Consider the following 21,443-nt stretch of genomic DNA (forward strand, 5'->3'; position numbering starts at 1 on the left):
ACCCTACATCCGGCTTCACGCTGGACACGATGTCAGCGTTCAGGTCACGCCTCCGAGAGGTGGCTTGAGCGAGAAGGAAGTGATAGTGCCGTCTCCGTCGGCACGATTATTTCTTAATTGACAATTGCTCTTATCACATAAGAATTTGTGAGGGTTTTCCGGTCACCTTGTCTGTGGGGAGTAGTTTCGGGCGAGTTGCTTGCGTCACGCTAGAAGCGATGATTGAATGCCGAGGGAATACCGTACAGGTTTTTTGAGCTTCTCAACGCGCTGCTCGCTCCAAGCTCTCGCGAGCCATGCCTTTGCTTGAGACTTCTCGAGACCTAGGCAAGTCGCAAGCTGGTCCTCAGTCAAGGGGGCTGACGCTAGTGCCAAAGAAACCTTCGCGAGGAAGTCTTGGTACATATCTAAGGAGTTTGCGGCCGATAGCGGCTCGGTTTGGGCTGTAACAGCTGGCTTACTCGGTTCTATCGGCGCTAATTCCACCATGGGACCGTCGGTCGCGCCCGGGGAGGCGATGTCCTCTCCACCTCGTTCAGTAATTTCTTGGTGGTCCTTTGTCTCGTTCGACTCCGGTGCGACGACTTCCTGCGCGGTATCCAAAAGAGATGACTGTGCAGCATCGGGCTCGGCGTGGCTCGAAATACTCGATTCTTCTCTGACAAAGACGTCTGATAACGAGATGCCTTGCCTGGGCACGTAGTTAAACGGAATGCCCCCGTTCGAAACTAGAGCGGCATTTCCCGCGCCGTGACCTGGGGTGCGTACGTAAAGCGGCACCCACTTCCGGTTGAGCGCTTCTGTCGCGCCCTCCCAAGTACCCCCGCTTCCCAAGGCGGAGTCAATCACCAACGCTCGGTCGGACAGCGCATATATGTACTTGTTCCGACCCATCGCGTTCCCGGCATTGAACGCCGCCTCCGGATAAAACGGCGAGATGAGCACCAACCGCCCGCTCTGTAGGCCCACCCGATTCTGTTTATGGACGCTAGCTTTGAGTAAATCGTTCGCAAGCACGCCTATGGCATAACCGCCGGCATCGACTGCACCTTGCATTGCCGCGGTATCAACGCCACGAGCTCCGCCGGAGACAACCGATAGCCCATCATGCGCGCATTGCGCCGCGACATCTCTCGTGAACTCGAGTGCGGATTCAGACGCGTCGCGCGAACCGATGATAGCGAGTCCCCCTCTGTTCAAGATGTCCTTACTCCCCGCCCCGTACAACAGCGGTGGCGCCGCATGCCTTAGATGGTGCTTCAAACGCTTCGGGAATTCCAAATCGCCGCGTGAAATCACCCACAGACCACTGCGATTCCACCGCTCCAACGCCAAGGCCATCGCGGTTCCCCGCGTCAGCAAAAACTCGAGACGTTTGCCATCTAACTTCGCCTGATGCACTTCCAGCAGTTGCGCCTGTCCCTCTGCCGTCATTAAGTCTGCAGGACGTAGGCCACGAGCATTCAGCCATTTGGCGAATTCACCGTAGTCCCGTGCCGACAACGGCTGAAACGGGTCTTGACGTTCACCACCAAACCGCCCACACAGCAGCAGGATTACCTCGGTATCGACGCTTAAAAGGGTTTGACTCATATCCTTTTCGTTTTACTTTGCTGCCGTGGTTGCGAGTGCAAAGGGGAATACGGCAGACGTCCCGGCTTGCCGTAGCAATGCCGCTGCCAGAGTCAACGTCCACGCAGAGTCGACCACGTCATCGATTAGCAAGACAGGCGATTCAGCCCCATCCGGCAGATGAACCTCAAATGCCCCATCTAAGTTGTGGCACTGATGGAAACGGTTTTCCATTCTTTTCTGTGGTTCGGTTTCTCGCGTCTTCTGAATGACCGGCAAAAAGGGAACGCCCAACGCATTAGCCAAGCGCGCCGCAAAATCTGGTACCAACTCAGGATGTCGACGGGACGGAATGCACGTGACCCATTCAATCCCTGCGACTTCGCGCCACCGATTCCGAAGCAGGTCGGCGGTTGCATCGACCAATTCGTCGTCGAAGCGACCCTCTGCCTTTCCGCTCGCCACAAGTTCTCCCCACACCGGTTCTCCCCACCGGGAAAGGATGCGCCCCTCTTCGCCTCGGAGTGCCGGTGGAATATTTTGCCTTGACCATCCATAAGCGACCTCGTAGTCTGGGAGCGCCTCAAGGTCCCATTGCTTCTTTAGCTCCAGTGGCATTTCGCTGTGTCTAACAAATCTTTGCGCAGCAATCTTCGTCGCGCGCTCAATTTCGACGGGAAGCACGGGGTTCCCTAAACAAACCGCACACCGCCCGCAAGCGTTCGCAGCTGGGTCATCCAGCGCGCCAGCCAAGAACCGCATCAGGCAAGACTCGTTTTCCAGATAGTCTTTCATCTGCTCCCATTCAGCTTCTCGCTGATGGGTGAGATGTTCGATACGTACACGGTCGAACTGGTATGGATTCGCCGTACGGTACCACGCACCGTCTATACGCATTACTGGAGAACGTGGCTCGACCACGAGGAGCTTTAACACTTTTTCAATCTGAGATTGGCGCAAGTTCACAGCGCGCTCGATTTCACGCACCTTCATGCCATCATCGGCGTTCTCGAGAGCTTCCAAAACTCGTTCTACCTGCCATTCTGGTGGGAAGGAAGAGTCCCGGAAGAATTCGTTGATGGCGTCCTCTTCCTCCCCTGACAACAGCACTCCATAGGCCATCGGGATGGCACGCCCAGCACGACCGACTTGCTGGTAGTAGGCGACGACATTGCCGGGCGTCTGATAGTGGATTACAAAGGTGAGGTCGGGCTTGTCGTACCCCATACCAAGTGCGTTAGTCGCAACTAGGCACTTGATGTCGTTCGCCAGTAGCGCGTGTTCCAAGGCCTGTCGCTCGCCATCTGACTTGCCGGAGTGGTACGCATGCGCGTCGACACCGTTCTGTTGAAGCCACTCTGCGACGCGGTCGGCATCACGAGTCGTCAGCACGTAAACGATGCCGCTGCCGGGCAGTTGAGGAATATGCACTGCAAGCCAGGCCAAGCGGTCGGCAGGGGTATGCAGCCGGATGTTCTGTAGAGCAAGGCTATTGCGAATCAAGGGGCCCCGTTGGACAGCGACGGCACCCCCGAGCTGCTCCGCGACGTCCTGTTCCACGCGCCGATTGGCAGTGGCCGTCGTGGCTAGAACCGCGATATTCCCCGGTAATCGCGCCAGCACTTGACCAATACGGCGATAGTCTGGACGGAAGTCGTGACCCCAGTCAGAGATGCAGTGCGCCTCATCAATTACCAGCAGCGCAATGCGGGCAGCAATCGGTTGCAAGGTCTGCGCTATAAACTCGTCGTTGGCTAGACGCTCCGGGGAAATCAACAGTAGGTCGACACGGTCGGCAAGCAACTCGTTCCGCACGTGGTCCCACTCCTCTCGGTTGGTCGAGTTGACCGTCAATGCCCGTAGACCTAGTCGCTCTGCCGCTTCAATCTGATTGCGCATCAAAGCCAGAAGTGGCGAAATGATGAGAGTCACGCCCGCTCCTTGGTCGCGCATCAGCTTGGCAGAAGCGAAATACACCATACTCTTGCCCCAGCCGGTGCGCTGGACGCACAACACCTTGCCTCGCTGATTGACTATATGGTCAATGGCTTCCCACTGACCATCTCGAAACTCAGCGCCACGGTTGTCCATAGCTACTTGCAAATACTGTAACGCGTTGGCTCTAGTCGCCATTTGCTGTGCCCCGTGAGTCTGACCAATTGTTTTTTTATCGTTTATCGAGTCGCACTCTTGCGGTGCGACGAACCGTGAACCATACCGCCTTCTAGCTCCGAGCCTATCCCCTCGTGGTTTGACCTGCGTGGTCTATCGTCAGGAAATTGTTGGTGATTTTATCTTGAATGCCCCCTCGGCTCGCTTAGCGACTTGAGCATAGCGCCTCGAGGCGTCCAAACATATGGTGACCGGTTGATTCCGCCAGTAAAACCGTCCAGCCACCGTCGAGGCAACGCAAAGCTCGGTTCCCGGTTTGCATCATTACCGGCGGCCGGTGCGGGGTAACACCGCACGTTGAACGGGGGGCTGGCCGTCATGTTCTTGAGAGGTTCGCCGAAGCGCGGAGCTGGCGGATTTGGAAGCCATGCCGCATTCGGCGGCTGAAGCTAACAGATTGCTTTCGTCGAAGTCGATGTCGTCTCAGCTTGAATTTCCAAATTCCGGGTGCTCAAAAAGATGTTTGCCACAGATTAAAAAATCATGTCATGATTTTAAGGTAAAACTCTGAGTTCCAAGAACATGAAAAATCTGACGCATGAAGAGTCAATAGCGCCCAGGTCGCGCCAGTCCCGGCGGTCGGCTTTCGTTGCTGTCGCCACGGTACTGGCGCTACACCCGGTGAACTTGCCGCCGGTGAAGCTAGATTTTCACGTTACGTTCGATACGCGTCCGTATCCCGAAGGCTTGGTCAGAGGCCCGCAAATGGCGCAACTAAGATGAATCGCCCTTTGAACCCGACCGACGAATTCCGGGACTTGGTGGTGACCCTGCGTGACCGCGGTGTTCCTGATGCATATCACGCAGCATTGTCGATGCTTGCTGGGGCACAAAGGGGCGATTTGCTCAAGTCAAATGCGGTGCCCGCCCTCCAGGCGGACGTGCGGGCAATACTAGAACAGGCGACGCCGCAACTTTCCGAAATTCTTGATTGGATTTCGGTTTCGGACACGGCAAGACGTCGTGGGGAGGCGTCGTTGACGCCGGATATTGCGCAGCTCTTGACGGACCTCGTTATGGAAGGGAAGCATGCGCGGGCTGTTGTCCTGCAAGACCCGCTTTGTCTTGTGGCATCTCGACTGAACGGCGCCGGCGTGTCGGTCGAACAGCATTGTCGCGGGTCCGACATTCCGGCGCTATGTGTCGCTATCACGCGTGCTACGACCTGGACTGTCATCGGAGGGGCCGAAGACGTGGTTGGCGTTAAGTCCAATGGTTTTTTGCAGTTTGAGCGCGTCTCGAAAGCGGATGCTAGTCACGATGTCGCGATAGCGGTGTTTCCACTAATTCCCGGCGTCTCGGGCGGTGCACATGCAAAACAGCTTCCTTATGCAGCCAGTGAGGACCTTCGCGGGGTTATTTCGGCCGTCGGTTCGAGCGTCAGGCGGCTAATTGCGCTCGTGCCGAGTTCCATGCTCTATCGCACCGGAAAGGCGGCGGATTTTCGGAATGAGCTTCTCTCATCGGGTCGCGTGGAAGCGGTACTCGAGCTTCCCAGTGGCGTGACGCCGCTCGCAACCCACCAATATTCTGTGCTGATTCTCCGACTCTCTGGAGAGCCATCTGCCGACGCTTCCGTGTTCGTCATGACTTTGCCTGAGCGCCCAACTACGGGCGCCAGGGGACGGGGTCGGAGAATTGAGGTCGAGTCGAGCCGAGCCCTCACCCACAGCATTTTCGATGGCATCGACGGCCGCGTCGAGAAGTCCGACACCAGTCGTAGACTGACCAGCGAAGAAATTGCGCGCAGCGGCTCGCTGCTCCCACGCAGGATACTCACAGGCTCATCGTCCGACGAGGAAGTGGCCGACAATGGCGTGTCATTGCGTGACCTCGTCCAGATTATTCGCCCATCGTCAATATCAATGGGCTCGGTTAGATTGGGCGCGAGCCTGAGCACCGAAAGCATAGTCCGCGCGTCCCCGTATGTTCGATTTATCGAAATAGTGCAAGACCAGACCTGCGAGACGGAACGTAAGAAGACTTCTGACACAGTTGCCGAGTTTCAACCTGGCGACCTAGTCATGGTGGCGAAAGGGGCGGTCGGTGCCATGGGGCTCGTTGGGGACGCTTACGGTGGTCCGGTATCCGTGCCGAACTCCTGCCTCATATTGCGTTCGAAATCTGCAAGTTACGCGGAAGCACTTTATCTCTTCTTCAAAAGCCGGACGGGAGCAGAGCGTCTCCGACAAATCGTCACCGGAAGTACGGTTCGTAACATCCGACTTTCTGACCTTGGAGGACTTGTCGTTCCCCTTCCTTCAGCGCGCTCTTGTGCCGCAGCCAAGCATGCACTTCGAGCTATCAACGAAAGGACGGTTGAAATTCAGCGGTTGGAAGAAGAACGTGTTCGCATTTTTACCAAGGCAATCGAAGCGATGTCCGAGTAACGCAGTCAAGTCCAACTGGTCGCCGGGGTGCTTTAGAGTCGCACAGTCACGCCAGCAACACTGCTGGCGCGTGATGGGTTCAACTGTCTTACAACAAGTCGAAGGGAGTGAAGACTCCTAACAGTCGCTCTGGAATGGCGCTGTCGACGACCAGCCAGAGCTTCGACGCATTATCTGCCGGAAGCATCGACAGCAAATCGTCGATTTTTGTGTCGGGCGCGACGGTCACCGCGTCGATGAGGTCCAGTTCTGCCGTTTGCAGTTGCCTTGCGGGAAAGCCGACGCGCTCATTCGGCGTTCGTGCAGAGCGAAGGTACCGGAGCAAACTCGTTTCGGACAGCAGCGTCCACTTGTCGCCATTCCACCATGGAAGGTACGAAATTGAATAGGTAAGCATGAGCTGGCGCGCTTGCGCCACGGGCTGCCATCCCTCAACGACGATGGGAGAGCGAACCATAAAGTGGGCGACAATTGCCTCGTCGTCCATGCGTCCGTTTGCCATGAGGGCGTCCTCCAAGCCGAGGCAAAGCTCGTTCGCCTTATGCGTGATGCTGCGAGCGTAAACGCCCGCGTGCATCGCGTCGTTACGTGCCCGACGAATTGCCTCGAACAGCGCATCAAACGGCATAAAAAGCTGCGGAAACTGTGCTGGTAGCTCGCTAAAAATTGTTGACTCGTTGGCGAGAATTCTGAGGGCTGGTCGGTAAGTTCCCATTGCCGCGACCTGGCGGTGTAGCCGCATACCCAAGCGCTCAATCGCAAAGCAAATCGATTCGAACCCCTCCGCGTCCGCAAGCGTCTCGTAGCGCGCGCTCCTCAACAAGTCTCGGTAGTGGAGCCGCTCGGCGGCCGTTAGGATGACCTGCATCTCGTTCAAGTTTTAACTCCAAACTCTCGTCGACCGACCCGGCACAGCGCCTAATGTTGAGCGTCGGTGCTATCGGCAGGAAGTGTGTTATCCAGAAGTAGACAGACTCCAAGAGAAAATCTTTCGACCACACGAAGCAGTCCACGGCCAAGAAGCGCAGTAGCCGGCGCGTCAAGAAATCGTCCGTTGACGATATTGCAGGCGAATCAACGTCGCGACATTGTCATGTTTTGCGCTTGAATTCTCAAGCCGACGGTTGCGGCTATAGACGCCACCTCTAATCTGGCGAAACACGTCTGACTGTCGAAACGGTAGCAAGCCAAGCTCACCTGACGCAGAGAGACAAGAAACGAACATCGGCTCGCCGTCAGCCGAACAGATGCGCGGATGCACGACGGCATTGATGCTCTCATTGTTGACGGAATCTCGGCAGCTTGAAAATTTCGTCACTATTACCTAGCTTAATAAACCTAAGCCGGTGCAATGCCGGCACGTAGTGCCAGTAATACGCCTTTATTCGTCGCATTGACCGCCCGCCAGGTCAGGCCCCCATTTTATGAGAGGGTATGGTGGGGGAAGGCGATGAAACTGGTCCGGCTGCGGGCGAATTCTGCGATGTGGGTAAGCAGTCGCCTACACCTCTTTATTCGGCTCCTGTTCGAACTGGTACAGCGCAATGGTCTCCACGCCCATGGCGCGCAGACAAGCTATGAGGAAGGCTGCCGAGAAGCGCTTACGATTGATTTTTCGGTTGAGCTGGTCGGGCGATTCGTAGACGCCCAGCTTTTCGAGCAGTCGGGAGAGTTGCTTGTAGCGGATGCCCCGACGCACCATTTCCTCTTCTATCAGTCCTTTTGCTTCTTCTTCCCACTCGCCATACGGCTCGAACTTCAGCCGGCCACGGTCGTTAGGCGTTTCTTCCATCGTTCCCTCTCGACGTCATTCGAGCCTTCACCTTTTTGCTGCTGGAATTTTCTCATAGCCAATTTCGGTCGTATACGACCGGTCTGCGGGCCGGTATCTCTACACGTTCTCAGCAAGCCATTTTTTTGCGAGAACAGAATGCTGACAATAACGTTACAACCAAATTTGACGTCCCGACGGAGCGTAACTGCATCCCGGGCCATTAGGCAGATGCACTGCCGACGGCAGGCTTCGGTCGGTGGTGCGAAATGAGAAGCGCACCGTCATATGGCGTCCGTAGTCGCCGGAGTGCTTCGAACGCCGGCGTTCGACAAACAGCGCGGACGTACGGCAAGGCTCGCATCGGCACATATGCCGAAAAAGCCGACGGACACATCACCGTTGAAGCCGACCCTGAACGCCTGGTAGCGCACATGCTGTGCGTCGACCCGCGCGTGCGCTCTTTCCGGCCGCAGCCGTTCACCGTTGACCTGGTTGCTGGACGGCTACTGTTCACAAGTGAGGAACTGTCGGAAGCGCGTAGGTTACGTGGCAGTCGCACCGGGGAGGCAGAGTACACGCCAGACTTTGCAACCGTTCAGGCGGACGGCCTGCAGCGCGCATACGAGGTCAAGCTTCAGGGCTTTGAGGGCGACGCCCGGTACTGGGCCAAAGTCGAGCGAGCGCGCGAAATTATGGAGGCGTACTGCTATCCGCTATTCACCGTAGTTGTGCCCAGGAATGAACGGCATCCGGTCCTAGTCAATGCGCAATTGTTAAAGCCTGCCGCAATGCGCGCCCGCGAATACCTAACGTCAGACATCATCAGCCGGGTCGAACGCTACTGCGAACCCGGCCCCGTGCTGCAGCGCGCGCTATGCGCCGACCTTCAGATTCCGACGGGTCTGATTCCTCCGCTACTCGCCACGGGTGTCTTGCAGGCCGACCTCGCGCATCACCATATCTGTGCCACGCTTCAACTCTCGGCCGCATATGGAGACCTAAGCCATCTCTGTCTGATTGAGGAGCTGCGGCCATGATGGCCAACCTGCGCGCCGGAGACAGGCTGGCTCTGCCCGGCAAACCTGAAAGTTACTTTGAGGTGCTGGATGCCCGCTTGCATGCTGGCTCCATCCATCTCTTCGACGCAGAAAAGCGTGCGGACAGGTACGAAGACTACGACGACATTCGGGCACGGATTTCGGATGGGACCTTGGTCCTGCATCGAAAAGGAATGCCGCGCGTCAGCATTGCTGCCCAGTACAACAATCCGGAATTGCACGACCACATCCGCCTTCTGACTTACGTTCTACGGCGTATTGATGAAATCCGTCAGCAACGCGGCCTATCGTTTAATGCGGCCATTCCGCTCGCTCGCGATGCCTATGCAAAAGAGCGGGTGGGTCAACTGCTGGTCCGCCCCTTTCCGTCGCGCGCTACCCTGTACAGGGCTCACAACAATCAACAGCTTGGCCTGCCAGTTCTCAAGGGCGATGAAAATAAAGGCAATAGAACAGCCAGGTATTCAGTAGAGCTTGTCGAATTCGTCCACGAGGTTATCAAGGACCAGTTTCTGGTCACGGAATCGAGGTGGACAGTTCTCGACCTGACGAATTACATCGACCGTGAAGCTCGTCGCCTTGGCTTGCATGTTGCCCCGCACTCAATTAGCCGCAAATTCGTATGCGCCAGGATTGCTGACCTGACCCCCGACGCCGATTACGAGCGGATGGACCCACTTAAACGGGTCGCAGGCAAATCGTTCGCGAAGAATCGCATTCGGGCGGCATTTCCGTTCGCCCGTGTTGAGCAGGATGCTGTGCACCTGCCATTCGTTGTAACCACGCCTCACGGAATCGCTCGGACCGTCTATCTGGTCCTCGCGATTGATGTCTGCACGGGCTATCCGGTGGGCTGGCGACTGGTCATTGGTTCGCCGCGCGAAATGGATTCTCTGTTGTGCCTCGAGATGTACCTGACGCCTGCCAAGGCTGCCCGCTTCAAGGCGCTCGGCATTACTCATGCACTGAACGTTTATGGCACGCCTGCACAGGTCATTTTTGACAACGGCCCGGAGACCAAGGGCGGGCGCATAGTCCGCCTTGAGCGGTTAGGAATGGACGTCAAGCATTGCAAAGCTAAGGAAGCACAAGGCAAGCCATTCATCGAGCGCCTGAACAGGTCGCTCAAGGAAGCACTGCAACGTCTCCAGGGATGCACCCGCTTTGAAGGAAAAGACGGGATGCGTGACCCGGAGGCGCTAGGCGACGAGTTGATGACTATCGATGCGCTCGAGAAGTGGATTGTCAGGTGGCTGTATGAGGACTGGGTCAACAGCCCCCTCGACCGGCTGCGCTGGGACGAATTGCTGGTCGACTCGATAAAGGGAAAGACGCCGCGTGAGCGTCTGACATACCAGACCGAAGAATTGGGACAGCCCATCACCATGCCGCCGCCGCGGCGCGAATGGATGGCTGCGCTTTTCGAACACAAGCCGTGCGTGTTGAGCGCGAAGACGGGCATCTCGCTTGAGCATGGGTTCAGGTACGGCGGCGATGCCAAGTCGTACCTGCTCAACAAGTATGGCGACCACGCGCAACTCCACGTGGTCTACAACCCCGACGATTTTCGCCAAGTTTACGTGTACGAGGGTGATGACTTTCCGCTCGTCACGCTAGTACACGAACACGTCCGGGACGACACGCCTGCATGGACCTTCGCGGAAGCCAAAGCCCGACTCGATTCGGGCATGAAGGACTGGACGACGCCGGATGAAAAGCGCCAGTTCGAGCAGGACATGGACGAGGCGGTCACCGCAAGCACGAAAGCCAGCAAGCGAAAGACCCGCGGCAAGCGCGACGAAAACAAGGAAACCGTGCGCCGCTCCAAAGATAACTCGGCCATCCAGCGCTCCATCGACCGACCGCTTTCGACGGTGGCGCCATTCGGGCCCGCGCCTTCGACCAATCCATCGTTGCCGACGGGAGGCCTTCAGTCCGAAGACATCTCGTATGACGACGCACCTTTGATGAACATTGTGAACAGAAACACTGGAGAAAAACTGCTGTGACGCCCGCTCAACAACTGCGCCGGGACATCGAAACTTGCGAGCTTCCGCATCCGATGTTCATGGAGCACCTTGATACGCTCAAAGAGCGCATTGATGACACGCTCGTGGGGTTTGCGCCCAAAATCGTTCGCGTTCCTGGTCCGAGTCGGGCGGGCAAATCGTCGCTCATCGCCAGTCTTTCTCGTGATTACCCCGCGAAACGCATCGACGGACGGCGCCATGTGCCCGTACTCGTTGTCGAGGTACCTCCCGGCGCCACGGCGAAAACCCTTCCTAAAAGTGTGCTCCGGGCGTTGGGCGTTCAGGTTCCCGGCAGCATGACGGCGGGCGCGATGTTCGACATGATGGTGACACAGTTGCGCCTGGCCGGTACAAAAGTCGTGATTTTCGACGAAATTTCGCACCTCGTCGATGACGGGGCACGCGTGCCTCCGCGCGCGGCAAGCGACTGGCTCAAGACTCTTTCGGACACGCTCAGCCTGACGCTGATTCTCTTCGGCATTCCGAAACTTGAGCGTCTTTTTTCGGCAAATGAGCAACTGCGTAACCGCGCCTGTCCCGCATTAAATTTTCTGCCGTACGACGCAACCGACGCTGACGAGATGACAGCCTACGCCTCGTGCGTCGTAAATTACGCTCGCCTGTTTTCGGCCGCAGGCTATCCCATTGATGTTCCCACGCGCGTGCTGACGCAGCAATGCTATTTGCTCACTGGTGGCCTGATTGGGCTGCTCGCTGACTTCATGCGGGAGCTAGCTCGCGTCATGCGAAACGAAGCACCGCGCGCAGTCACATATGCGGACTGCCAGAAGGCGATTAAATCCGTCAACCATGCCGGGTCACCTCACAGGCTGTCTTTCGAGGATGCTGGCATCGACGACGTGGGCGTGGAACCGGCGGCGCTGAAGCAGGCGTACGTTCATGTGCTGACCAGTAACGCGTCGTCAGTACCGGTTCGCAAAAAATCAGGAGGCAAACAATGAGCCTTGCTCTCACATACGCCCCTAAGGACGACGAGTCCGGAATGGGTTACTACCGACGCCTTGCGGCAGACAACGCACTGTTCAACTGGCGCGACCTCGCGAGTACCGCGGGTGTCGAGCGTAATCGTCGGGCCTTGCTTACACGCACAGACGATATGGCCCGTAACCTCGACCTTGAACTGGCGTGGACCGAATTTGCCCTGAAACAGGAAAATTTCTGTCAGGGTTGGGGACGTCTGCACCGCGGGCAATCTGATGCTGTATGCCCGGCGTGTCTGGCTGAATCACCTCACCTGCGACAATACTGGGGACACGCCTATGTCACGGCATGTGCGCACCATCGATTCCTGCTCATCGACCGGTGTGACGCCTGTGGAAAGCACCTGTCGCCGGAGCGGCTCTACATTGGTTTGTGTTCGTGCGGCCACGACCTGAGCTGCCTGCCGCGCGTGCCGGCGACATCGGCGCAGCATTGGCTGTCGACGCTGATTGCGAGTAACGGACACCAGTCGGGCAGCATGAAGCCGCCTGTGCGCGGCGTCGACATCAATGTGCTGGTGAAGGTCGTCCGAACGTTGTGCCAATACGCAGACCCGACGCGCCCGGGTTTGCCGCGCGGCGCGGCGTTGCCAAAATTCGTTACCGAAGCGGTCGAATTTCTTTCGCCGCTTGAATCCTTGCTCTCTGACTGGCCAACGGGTTTCCGCAATCACGTCGAGCAGCGCATTGCCTCCGGCCGAAAAGAAGCGCGTACGCTGAACACGTTGCTCGGTGACTGGTACGTGAGTCTTCGAAAGGCCTGCCAGGGCACGACCCTCGAGCCGTTGCTCGAAATCATCATCGACGTCGCTGCCAGGAAATCCGATTGTGTCTTGGGCCTGGATTCAGCCAAGGGAATTGCCGAGGACGCGAGTGGATACATGCGCGCGCCAGATGCGGCAAAAGCTATCGGCGTTAGCGTCTCACGTCTTCACGACTCCATTGCCGCGGGCGAGTGTGAGCACCGCGCACGACGTACCGGCACGCGTGGCCAGTTGTTCGAAATTCCGTGCCGCGAAGTTGAGCGCATCCAGAGACAACGTGCCGGGTGGATTTCCGACGTCGTCGCCTGCGAACTGGCGGGTGTTACCCCCGTCGTACTTGAGCGCATGAAAGCGGCCTGCGTAATACAGTCAGATATTCGCTGGCGCGAAGACCTGATGAAGGGCGGTCCGGTCAACCGCCAATCCATCCTCGATTTACATGAGTGCGTGGGGCGGTTGTCCCAGCACGCTGCGGTCATTGATGATGCAACGTGCACATGGGCGGCGCTAACCTGCCGGCGTATGGGGGAGCGCAAGGCTATCGAATCGCTGATGCTAGCCATCGCGAGCGGCAAGGTCAAAGCCGTCGCGCGTGGTCGGACACTGGGCGAAATGGCCTTCCTGAGGTCGGATGTGTCGCAGTATTTCGGCACACCGCTGCTCGAGGCCGGCATGTCAATTCAGCAGTTGGCCAAAGCGACCGGGTGGAAGTGGGAATCCATCCAGAACTGGGCGGACAAAGGACTGCTCGCGTCGGAGCTGATTCAGCGACGTGGTCAGCCTTGCCACGTCGTATTGCCGCACCAGTTGCTGGAATTCCGGCAACGCTATGTCCCGCTCGCGGACCTGGCCCGAGCCATGGGTACCAAGTCTTCGGCGCTTGCTCGCTTGCTGCCTGGCATCGAACTGGTTGGCGCTAAACAGCTTCCTGACGGCGCCACGCGCGGCGGGCTGATTCGTGTCGCCGACCTTGGCCGGCTGGCAGTTATCGGCGCGAGAGCCGGACACGACCTGTTCGTGCCCGCTTCCACCTCATCGCATGAAGTCACGGAACATGGCGATTGAGGCACGAAATGTCACACAGACAGCAGCACATTCTCGGACCACTGTACAGGCCACCGACCGATGGAACGCATCAGGTATCCGTACTTCCGCGGCGGGACGCGGAAAAGTCCCAGAGGGTTGTATCGACTGCCGTCATTCAATCACCGCGACCGCACGCACGCATACAGTTGTGGCGAGGAAAAAGTTATTCGCTCGCCCCTTCCGTGTGCTCCGTAGACTTTTCGATGACTGTGCATGAAGCGCCCCTGCAGTGGGATGTCAGTCGACCTGGCCAGTGCCCCATTCAGAACGGGTGACAAGAATCTTCATCCCGTCTTTGGAAAAGTGATAGGCGGCTACGCGACAACGGGTCGGTGTCTTTGGGTCCTTCAGCCTTTCGAGAGCGCGAATCAGGCTGGCCTTGAAATTGCGCGGGTGGGATTTGTAACCCGAGAGCTTGTGTAAGCTGCTAATCCCCAGCCACTGGGGGCCGGCGTGGCCTGCATAGAAGGTTGCGAGCCATCCTCGCAACCCATCATAGTTCATCACTTCATTGTCGACGGCGGTCCAGGCGCCCGGGCCAAACAATTCCGCCACAGGGGCGGTCACGCGAAGCAGCAGTGCATCGCTCGCCTTGAAATCGCCGCCGTCGTCACCGTCCTCGAACGTCACCGACAGAAGCTTCGGTACTTCGATATTCAGGCGGTTGTAGCGCACGCGCAGTTGAGCAAAGGAGAGACGAAGGAGGCTGGCCCGAACTGCCCTGTGGGCTTTAACGCTGTATTCGTTTCCCATGCGGCGGGCAAACTCGTAGAAGGTCGTCTGTTTATGCCGGGAACTATCTTCGAGGCAAAGCGGTGTCTCCCGGTAGTAGTCGAGACAGGTGGCGTAGACCAACTTGTCAAACTGGCACAACTCGTATCCGCTGAGAAGCAGAGTCAGGTTCTGAAACGACCCAATTTCCTTTTCCACGACGAGCAAGCTCGGGTCACCCGCCAGCACGCCCCCGTTGTCGGCCTGCACCCTTCGCCCGGCAGAAAACAGCGCCGAACGAAGAAATGCATTGGGCAACGCGCGTGCCATCGACGACCAGGCCGGCAGGAACACTTCGGCGCCGCGGCGGGTTGCCTGTCGTCGCCTCGCGGTCCGAACCTCCTCTATCGTCGCATTCGATGGGAGGTCGGCAATCGCCGGCTCAACGAGTGTCGCCTTTGCACGACGCTCGAGTCCGTCGGCGAAACGGTGAATTTGTTCCGCCGCATCGAAAACTGTACTTTGTTCACCGGGCAAGGCGGTACGCGCCGCTTCGGCCGTGCGGCTCGCGAGTTCGCGTAACTCAGCGACCTTGTTGCCGACCTGTTCTGACATGCGCAACTTAGTCATGGCGCGGCTCCGCGAGATGGGCGGCGCGCTGCGTTGGCGCCCACAGCACGACGGTGTCAACGAAGTCCGATGTCGCGGAATGGAGAGGGCGTGCATCCCGGACAACGCGGCTGCCGGGCGAGGAAGGTTGGTAGATAGCGGCCGCGTGAACGGAGGTTGCTGAAATGGCCATAGATAACATTTGCGAGTTGGAGATATATCGGTATATGTGCGAATGACGGCCGTTTAACGCGCAACACTGGTGGCGCAGACCCATATCCAGAAATATCAAAGCAAAGTAGCGTAGTTATTCTTGTGCCGCCTTTTTCCGCTCGACTTGTACTCCGCATCGGTTCCGCTTGTACCGTACATCGCCTGCACTTGTAATCCGCATCGCTCTAACTTGTACTCCACATCGCTGTCCCGAAAATCAGGCAGAGAACGGCCGGCGGCGCATCGCATTATTGTGAGTTGATGGCTTGCATAGTCTTGATAGACTCAGTAATCAATGTAGCCGAGCTAGCAGGGCTTGGAACTCGCAAACCTCATTAACGCGTAGTTTTCGATACCTCGTGAGCGCGCTGACACAACTGACCCGAATCGGCTGTGTTCGGATTGCGCTACCTCGACAGACTGCCTGGCGAAATTGCCAGGCGTGACATGTTGCCTGCGGAAGTTAATGTCAAACGTCGTTCCTTGGCCAGCCAGTCGCACCGCACTTCAAGAATTTTTTTCTGCGGCTATGTTGTCGCGTCTGGGCAACCAGGCGTTCGAAGTGTCTAGTTGGGTGTCTGCATCAGGAAAGCTCGCATCCTGCATCTGGCTGACCAGGGGGCGATGAGCACCGAAACGCACGGAGTTGCACTCTAGCCCGGCGTGCCATACCTGCCCTTTGTTCCGCTCAGCACCGGACGACAGTGCGACCGCCATTGGGTCGGGTGCTAGACACGCGGATGCATGACAGATTGGCGCCCGAGAACTCCGCAATGTTGCCTACCATGAATCGGCCCATAAAATGGTCTACGAACAATTCGGTGGCGCTGGCGACGCGCTCCTGTGGAAAAACGAGACCGCGAAGCCGGAGAAGGTGGCGCGGGTTGGGCAGTTTCGTCCTCGCATGTGTCTCGAGGCGGTGCGGACGGTTGGAATAGCGTCAGGCGTTTCTGTTCCTGACCTACCCGAGAAGTAGAAGGTACTCGTCGGCATCGCTCGCCGGGTGGCAGAGGAAATTCTCAGCGACGACACGGACGATGCTGATGCAATCGCCGATGCCCTTCTCTTCAAAATCTCGAATGGAGAAGCCTTTGCTTCCGACCTCGCTGATGAGCATCACGGACATCGATAATTGTGAGCTGAGCTACCAGGTCATCGAAGAGGCTGCGCGGATTTCGCGCGAAGGGTAGCTGGTCGTACAACAGGAGGCGGAGCATCTGATTGCGTCCGCCGCCGAGTAAATTTTCTTCCCCGGTCTTCGCCTCTAACTTTGTGACAGTGCTCAGGGTCTCAGGAACGCATGCTGGCGGCAGCGCCTCGTCTGCGAGGCTACTGTCGTTGCTCAACAAAAGCCGCGGCACTGCGCAGTACAAGCTTTGCATCGCCACGCATGAGTGCCTGTAGCGGTGTCGAACTGCCGAGCGACGCGTTCGGGGTCGTGAAGTAGCTCCACTTGCTCCAGCCGGTGAGGTCACCCAGCCGTCGCACTACGCTCGCCAGAGCCTTACGGTCGAGTTCGTTGACCAGAAAGAATGCTGGATAGTAGGCGTCCGCCCCAATGTCAACGTTGAAGATGCGACCGGCGGCGAGGTCCTTGGTCAATCTCTGCTCTGAGATACCTGATGCTGCAAGGAAATCTCCCGGCTGTAGAAGCTTTCCCTTGGCGATAAGGGCGTAACGTGCCGACTTACCGCGCTTCGAACCGATTTTGGGATTAGTCGAAGCCTGTTCGGTTTGACCGCGAATTGAACTGAGGTCCAGGTCTAAGGCTGTGGAAAGCCCCGCAATTCGCATTAGACGGATTTTGAAAAGCCTACCCAACTCTGCATCTGGAATCTCAAGAAGCGCTCGAGCGCCTGCGGGGTCAGACAAGATTGCTGCCACGGCGGCCATGTGTATAAGCCGCAAGGCCCGGGCGTCGTGATGCGGACTATCTCGGCTTCCATCACTCGCCATCCGAACCATCTTCGCTCCTTAGAAACGCTACTTCTTAACAGTCCATGTCTGATGCGCCAGGTTGAACTCGCTCGCGACCTGCTCGCCTTTGCCACCGGGCGCTGATGGCGGTGCCCAGACCGTCGGAAGCGCCGCTGCCGATAAATCGAGGTCGACTTTCAAAGGGTAGTGCCGTAGAAGACTCGCAGCGACCGACTGTACAAGGCCGTGAATCGTAACCTCGTCCGCGCGCGAGAGTATCTCCAGGAAATCGCGGGTACCGAGCACAGCTTTGGTTCGCTCAGCCGGCGTGGTCATCACGGCCTCTGCACGAGCGACTCGGCCGTGACATCTGTGTAGGACGTGATGTCGTTGACCTTGCACCACCGTTCCCAGAGATACCGACCGTTCTCGGACCATCCACGAGGTCCAACGAGCTGATAGACGCGCCCGGACGACGTGACGCCGCGTAGTACGGCCGGGTCGAACTCTTGAATGGCGGTGCTGACACGGCCGGTGAGGTTGCGCACATCGCAGCCCACGAAATGCCTGGAGCCAAGTTGCGTTTCCAGGATTTGCCAGTCGGAAATTGACATCTCAGGCTCAGCGCTCACATCCGCCACTCTCCAGACAGGCATGGTCACCTCCAGGTCTCAAGGCGCAGGGCGTTCCATCACGCAATATGATGCCGGTCCGCATTGCCGGAGCAGCCCGCGACGCACTCCGACGACCAACGTGTCTCCACCGGCCACCGTCACCGTGCGTTTTTACACGCGTTCCGCACAGGCGAAATATAGACTTGCCTTGAAGAAAATCAAGAAATTTTTGTCCGCGGCGGCGCTGAGCTTACCGAGCCGACGCTCCCGCGACGGCGGCGTCAATCATGTCTCGACCGTCGAGAAAGAAATGGAGGTCAGGGAATCGGCAGACCGTGGCACATTGAAGAAACAATGCAGTGGAAAGCGTTCCGTCCACTATCTGGCTCTTCAATGTCTCGGCGGCAACTTCGACGCCGATTTCGGCCAGGCGCTGAGAAAGCAGGATATGGTTCAGCCATGGCTGGGCCACGAGTTCCGCCTGAATGACGTCAGCAGCGCACTTTTCCCAGCTTGCGCCACTGCGCAGCGGAACAGTCCATTGCTCGGGGTATTGGCTTTCCGAGGCGGCCAAGGTTTGAAGGAAGAAGGAAAAGCGGAAGGTGCCGCGCTGGATTTTGCCTTCCACAGAACGCGACGACTCGGACAAGCCCATAGTATTCAGCGCGTCGGCAAGTTCCGCGTAGCTCACGTCCCGGCGCGCCAATGCGACCCGGATGGCGCGTGAGGCGAGTTTTGACCAAAGAGCGTCGACAGTCACTGGGTTCGCATGATTCCGCATAGCCATATACCATGAAATGCGTGTAAAAACACACGCGCACGTCGATTGTGAATGTTGCAGTGAGGTTCCGCAACCGTTGCGGCTGGACAGAATGCAGTGAGGACTGAAGCGACGCGGTCATCGCCGTCAGCAAACGTATAACGGGCAAGGGACTATTCGCCAAGCTTACTCACGCGTACTGGTCGCGCTACGGCGATTCGTTGCAGAGCCTAGGTCGCCCGTGCAATCCGACTCTGACTTTTGCTAGTGCATTGTTTCAGGCGACCATTCGCGCACGACGCACCACCGTTCCTGCGCACGCCTTTGCAATTCACCCCGCGCCACGGCATGACGCATTTGTTTCCGAACACCGGGAGAAGTCGGTTGGCCGAGCTACTAAAAGGACTTGAAAGTCCGGATGGCCGTCGGCGGAAACGGTGGTGTAATGCTCGATTTCTCGGCGTCGGAGGCGCCGCAACGGGAACCGCGACGCTAGCTCGAACCTTGGGAAAGCCGGTATATTTGCAATCTCAAAACGCTTCAAATTACTTCCCGGGGATTACAGGTGTCGCACACGCTCACGGCAAAAGAACAAACGCTGCAAAAAATCTTCAGCGACGAGTATGTATTTACCATCCCGGGCTATCAGCGCCCTTACTCCTGGGGAAACGACCAGGCGCAAGAGCTCCTGGACGACTTGCTGAGTGCGCTCGACGCGTCCCCGGAACAACTTGCCGACGGTGTGCCTTACTTCCTCGGAAGCATCGTTCTCATCAAAAGCGAAACGTCGCCTGACGCCACCGTAGTCGATGGTCAACAGCGCCTGACGACATTGACGCTGCTGCTTTCAGGCATCAGAGCCACAATCAGTGACCGTGCGGTGCAAGCCGGCATCACCAAGCGTATTTACGAGCACGGCGACGTTGTCTCAGCCACCGAGGCGAGCTACCGGCTTTCATTGCGCGAGCGAGACAGAGACTTCTTCCGTCAATATGTTCAACATGAGGACGGTCTCACTAAACTCATTGAACTCAATTCGACGCTGCCCAGTGCGCAGGCGCGCCTGCAGGCAAACGCCAAGGTTTTCATGAGCGGACTGGTGAACCTGGGAGAACCCAAGCTCATACGGCTCGTTCAGTTCATCATCACGCGTTGCTACCTCGTCACCGTAGCGACTCCCGACCTCGATTCGGCGTACCGCATCTTCGGTGTTCTCAACAGTCGCGGCCTGGATTTGAGCGCAACGGACATTTTGAAGGCAGAAATCATTGGGGGCATCGAATCTGGGCTTCGTGAGACGTACACGAAGAAATGGGAAGACGCCGAGGAGGACTTGGGGCGCGACGAGTTTGGCGACCTGTTCAGCCACATTCGCATGGTCTATCGCAAAGCCAAACCGCAAGGGACTTTGCTGAAGGAGTTCAAGGAGCACGTTACACAGGCGACCACGCCGCAGACCTTTGTTGACACGGTTTTGCTGCCGATGGCGCAAGCGCTTGCCGCACTCAGCGGCGCGGATTACGCAAGCACACAGCATGCGGAGCTGGTGAACGAGCATCTGCGTTGGCTCAACAAGCTGGAATTCAAGGACTGGCTGCCGCCTGCCTTGGCGTTTTACGTACGGCATGCCGAGCAACCGGCTACGATGCTGGCTTTCTTCCGTGACCTCGAACGCCTGGCGTATTCGATGCTCGCGCGAAAAACTGGCGTCAATGGTCGTGTTGAGCGTTTTTCTGCACTGACGGGGGCTATCGAAAATGGCCAGAATCTGTTCGCCGAGGCGTCACCGCTGCAACTGTCTCCGAGCGAGCAATACGACACCTATTCGGTGCTGAACGGCCCGCTGTATGACACCCATTCCGCACGGGCAGTGGCGCTGCTGCTTTTGCGGCTGGACCGTCTTTTGTCGGATGGCTCCGCTGTCTACGAGCATGACGTCGTCTCGGTGGAGCACGTGATGCCCCAACAGCCCGCTCCGAACAGTCAATGGGCAACATGGGTTCCCGACACGAAAATCTATCAAAGCTGGGTGCATCGGCTTGGTAACCTTGTTCTGTTGAGTCGCAAGAAAAATAGCTCCGCGAGCAACCGCGAGTTTTCCTGGAAGAAAAATTCGTATTTCACCAAAGGGGGTGTTTGCGGTTTCGCCCTTACCACTCAGGTGCTGCAGCATCCGGAGTGGACGGCCGACGTCATGCAAAACCAGCAGACGCTGATGATGAACGTGTTCGAGACGCACTGGCGTCTGGAAGACCGAAAAAGTAAGTCGGAAATCTCAAAGGAACTGCTCGCGGAGTTGTCGTCGGATGGCGACGGCATTTACTTCGAGCTCGAAAGTGCCAAGCATGGTCTCGTCGCACTCGCGCGGAAAAGTACCAGCTCATTTACCGTTCTCGCACGGTCGCAAGCGCGGTTGGGATGGTCGGGACAGCCACACTCATATCAGCAGTTGCGAGAAAGTCTGCAAAGTCTTGGCTCCTTGCAACAGTCGTCGGACGGCTCCCATCTGGTTTTCGCGCAGGATGTGGCGTTTGTCAGTCCCAGTGCAGCATCCGCTACGGTCCTGGGTAGAACGGACAATGGGCGCAATTCATGGCGACTCAAAGGAACGTCGATTACTTATGCCGCGTGGCACGACAACCTGCCGACCAGCCAGCCGTCAGCCGAGACCGAACCAGGTGACCAGTGACGTTGTGATGACGTCGGTTCGCCATGAACCAGTCGGTGAAGCTCATACGGTCCGGTCACTGGACACCCGAATCTTGTCGCGCC

At 57.6% G+C, this 21,443-nt stretch carries 16 protein-coding genes; 6 read left to right on the forward strand and 10 right to left on the reverse strand.

Annotation, left to right across the window (positions count from 1 at the left end; genetic code table 11):
• Window positions 1-204 precede the first annotated feature (204 nt).
• Both G3O01_RS03455 and G3O01_RS03460 read right to left on the reverse strand, forming a co-directional pair.
• Window positions 205-1,593: a DNA-processing protein DprA gene (locus G3O01_RS03455; RefSeq protein WP_205803133.1), complete on the reverse strand. Its 1,389-nt coding sequence runs from the start codon at window positions 1,591-1,593 to the stop codon at window positions 205-207.
• A 12-nt stretch (window positions 1,594-1,605) separates the two neighbouring features.
• Window positions 1,606-3,663 carry a RecQ family ATP-dependent DNA helicase gene (locus G3O01_RS03460; protein ID WP_241023640.1) on the reverse strand — a complete coding sequence of 686 codons (2,058 nt, stop codon included), beginning with the start codon at window positions 3,661-3,663 and terminating at the stop codon, window positions 1,606-1,608.
• 812 nt (window positions 3,664-4,475) lie between these two features.
• Between G3O01_RS03460 and G3O01_RS03465 the strand changes: the two genes are divergently transcribed.
• Window positions 4,476-6,134, forward strand: a complete 1,659-nt coding sequence (locus tag G3O01_RS03465; protein ID WP_205803135.1) for a hypothetical protein — start codon at window positions 4,476-4,478, stop codon at window positions 6,132-6,134.
• Between the two features lie 88 nt (window positions 6,135-6,222).
• Here G3O01_RS03465 and G3O01_RS03470 read toward each other — a convergent pair whose 3' ends face one another.
• Together G3O01_RS03470 and G3O01_RS03475 are read right to left on the reverse strand one after the other, a co-directional pair.
• Window positions 6,223-7,011 carry a CBS domain-containing protein gene (locus G3O01_RS03470; protein ID WP_205803136.1) on the reverse strand — a complete coding sequence of 263 codons (789 nt, stop codon included), beginning with the start codon at window positions 7,009-7,011 and terminating at the stop codon, window positions 6,223-6,225.
• Window positions 7,012-7,635: 624 nt separating this feature from the next.
• Window positions 7,636-7,926: a DUF6471 domain-containing protein gene (locus G3O01_RS03475; RefSeq protein ID WP_205803137.1), complete on the reverse strand. Its 291-nt coding sequence runs from the start codon at window positions 7,924-7,926 to the stop codon at window positions 7,636-7,638.
• Between the two features lie 248 nt (window positions 7,927-8,174).
• On the opposite strand from G3O01_RS03475, the gene G3O01_RS03480 reads away from it, so the two are divergent.
• From G3O01_RS03480 to G3O01_RS03495, 4 genes are read left to right on the forward strand one after another with little or no spacing between them, the layout of a single operon-like run.
• Window positions 8,175-8,945, forward strand: a complete 771-nt coding sequence (locus tag G3O01_RS03480) for a hypothetical protein (protein ID WP_205803138.1) — start codon at window positions 8,175-8,177, stop codon at window positions 8,943-8,945.
• Entirely contained in the window at window positions 8,942-10,975 is a 2,034-nt protein-coding gene (locus G3O01_RS03485; RefSeq protein ID WP_205803139.1) for a transposase family protein, read from the forward strand. Before G3O01_RS03480 ends, G3O01_RS03485 begins: the two co-directional genes overlap by 4 nt.
• Window positions 10,972-11,958, forward strand: coding sequence for a TniB family NTP-binding protein (locus G3O01_RS03490; RefSeq protein ID WP_346779147.1), 987 nt, complete (start codon window positions 10,972-10,974; stop codon window positions 11,956-11,958). Before G3O01_RS03485 ends, G3O01_RS03490 begins: the two co-directional genes overlap by 4 nt.
• Window positions 11,955-13,826, forward strand: coding sequence for a TniQ family protein (locus tag G3O01_RS03495; protein ID WP_205803140.1), 1,872 nt, complete (start codon window positions 11,955-11,957; stop codon window positions 13,824-13,826). Before G3O01_RS03490 ends, G3O01_RS03495 begins: the two co-directional genes overlap by 4 nt.
• 258 nt (window positions 13,827-14,084) lie before the next feature.
• Here G3O01_RS03495 and G3O01_RS03500 read toward each other — a convergent pair whose 3' ends face one another.
• The 6 genes from G3O01_RS03500 to G3O01_RS03520 all read right to left on the reverse strand — a co-directional run bounded on the left by G3O01_RS03500 (window position 14,085) and on the right by G3O01_RS03520 (window position 18,671).
• On the reverse strand, window positions 14,085-15,188 hold the full coding sequence (locus G3O01_RS03500) for a hypothetical protein (protein ID WP_241023642.1): 1,104 nt from the start codon (window positions 15,186-15,188) through the stop codon (window positions 14,085-14,087).
• A 1,153-nt stretch (window positions 15,189-16,341) separates the two neighbouring features.
• A complete protein-coding gene (locus G3O01_RS03505) occupies window positions 16,342-16,506 on the reverse strand; it encodes a hypothetical protein (RefSeq protein WP_205803141.1) in 165 nt (54 codons plus the stop codon).
• 203 nt (window positions 16,507-16,709) lie between these two features.
• Window positions 16,710-17,273 (reverse strand): hypothetical protein, encoded by a 564-nt coding sequence (locus G3O01_RS03510; RefSeq protein ID WP_205803142.1) that lies wholly within the window; start codon window positions 17,271-17,273, stop codon window positions 16,710-16,712.
• Between the two features lie 90 nt (window positions 17,274-17,363).
• A complete protein-coding gene (locus G3O01_RS45715; RefSeq protein WP_346779148.1) occupies window positions 17,364-17,735 on the reverse strand; it encodes a BPSL0761 family protein in 372 nt (123 codons plus the stop codon).
• Entirely contained in the window at window positions 17,633-17,911 is a 279-nt protein-coding gene (locus tag G3O01_RS03515; RefSeq protein WP_241023644.1) for a hypothetical protein, read from the reverse strand. Before G3O01_RS03515 ends, G3O01_RS45715 begins: the two co-directional genes overlap by 103 nt.
• Before the next feature lie 250 nt (window positions 17,912-18,161).
• Complete coding sequence (locus tag G3O01_RS03520; protein WP_346779149.1) at window positions 18,162-18,671, reverse strand: DUF6471 domain-containing protein; 510 nt, start codon at window positions 18,669-18,671, stop codon at window positions 18,162-18,164.
• A gap of 565 nt (window positions 18,672-19,236) precedes the next feature.
• Between G3O01_RS03520 and G3O01_RS03525 the strand changes: the two genes are divergently transcribed.
• Window positions 19,237-21,360 carry a DUF4357 domain-containing protein gene (locus G3O01_RS03525; RefSeq protein ID WP_205803144.1) on the forward strand — a complete coding sequence of 708 codons (2,124 nt, stop codon included), beginning with the start codon at window positions 19,237-19,239 and terminating at the stop codon, window positions 21,358-21,360.
• Window positions 21,361-21,443 lie beyond the last annotated feature (83 nt).

The sequence above is a fragment of the Burkholderia sp. Ac-20365 genome (assembly GCF_017104715.1).
Classification (GTDB): Bacteria; Pseudomonadota; Gammaproteobacteria; order Burkholderiales; family Burkholderiaceae; genus Paraburkholderia.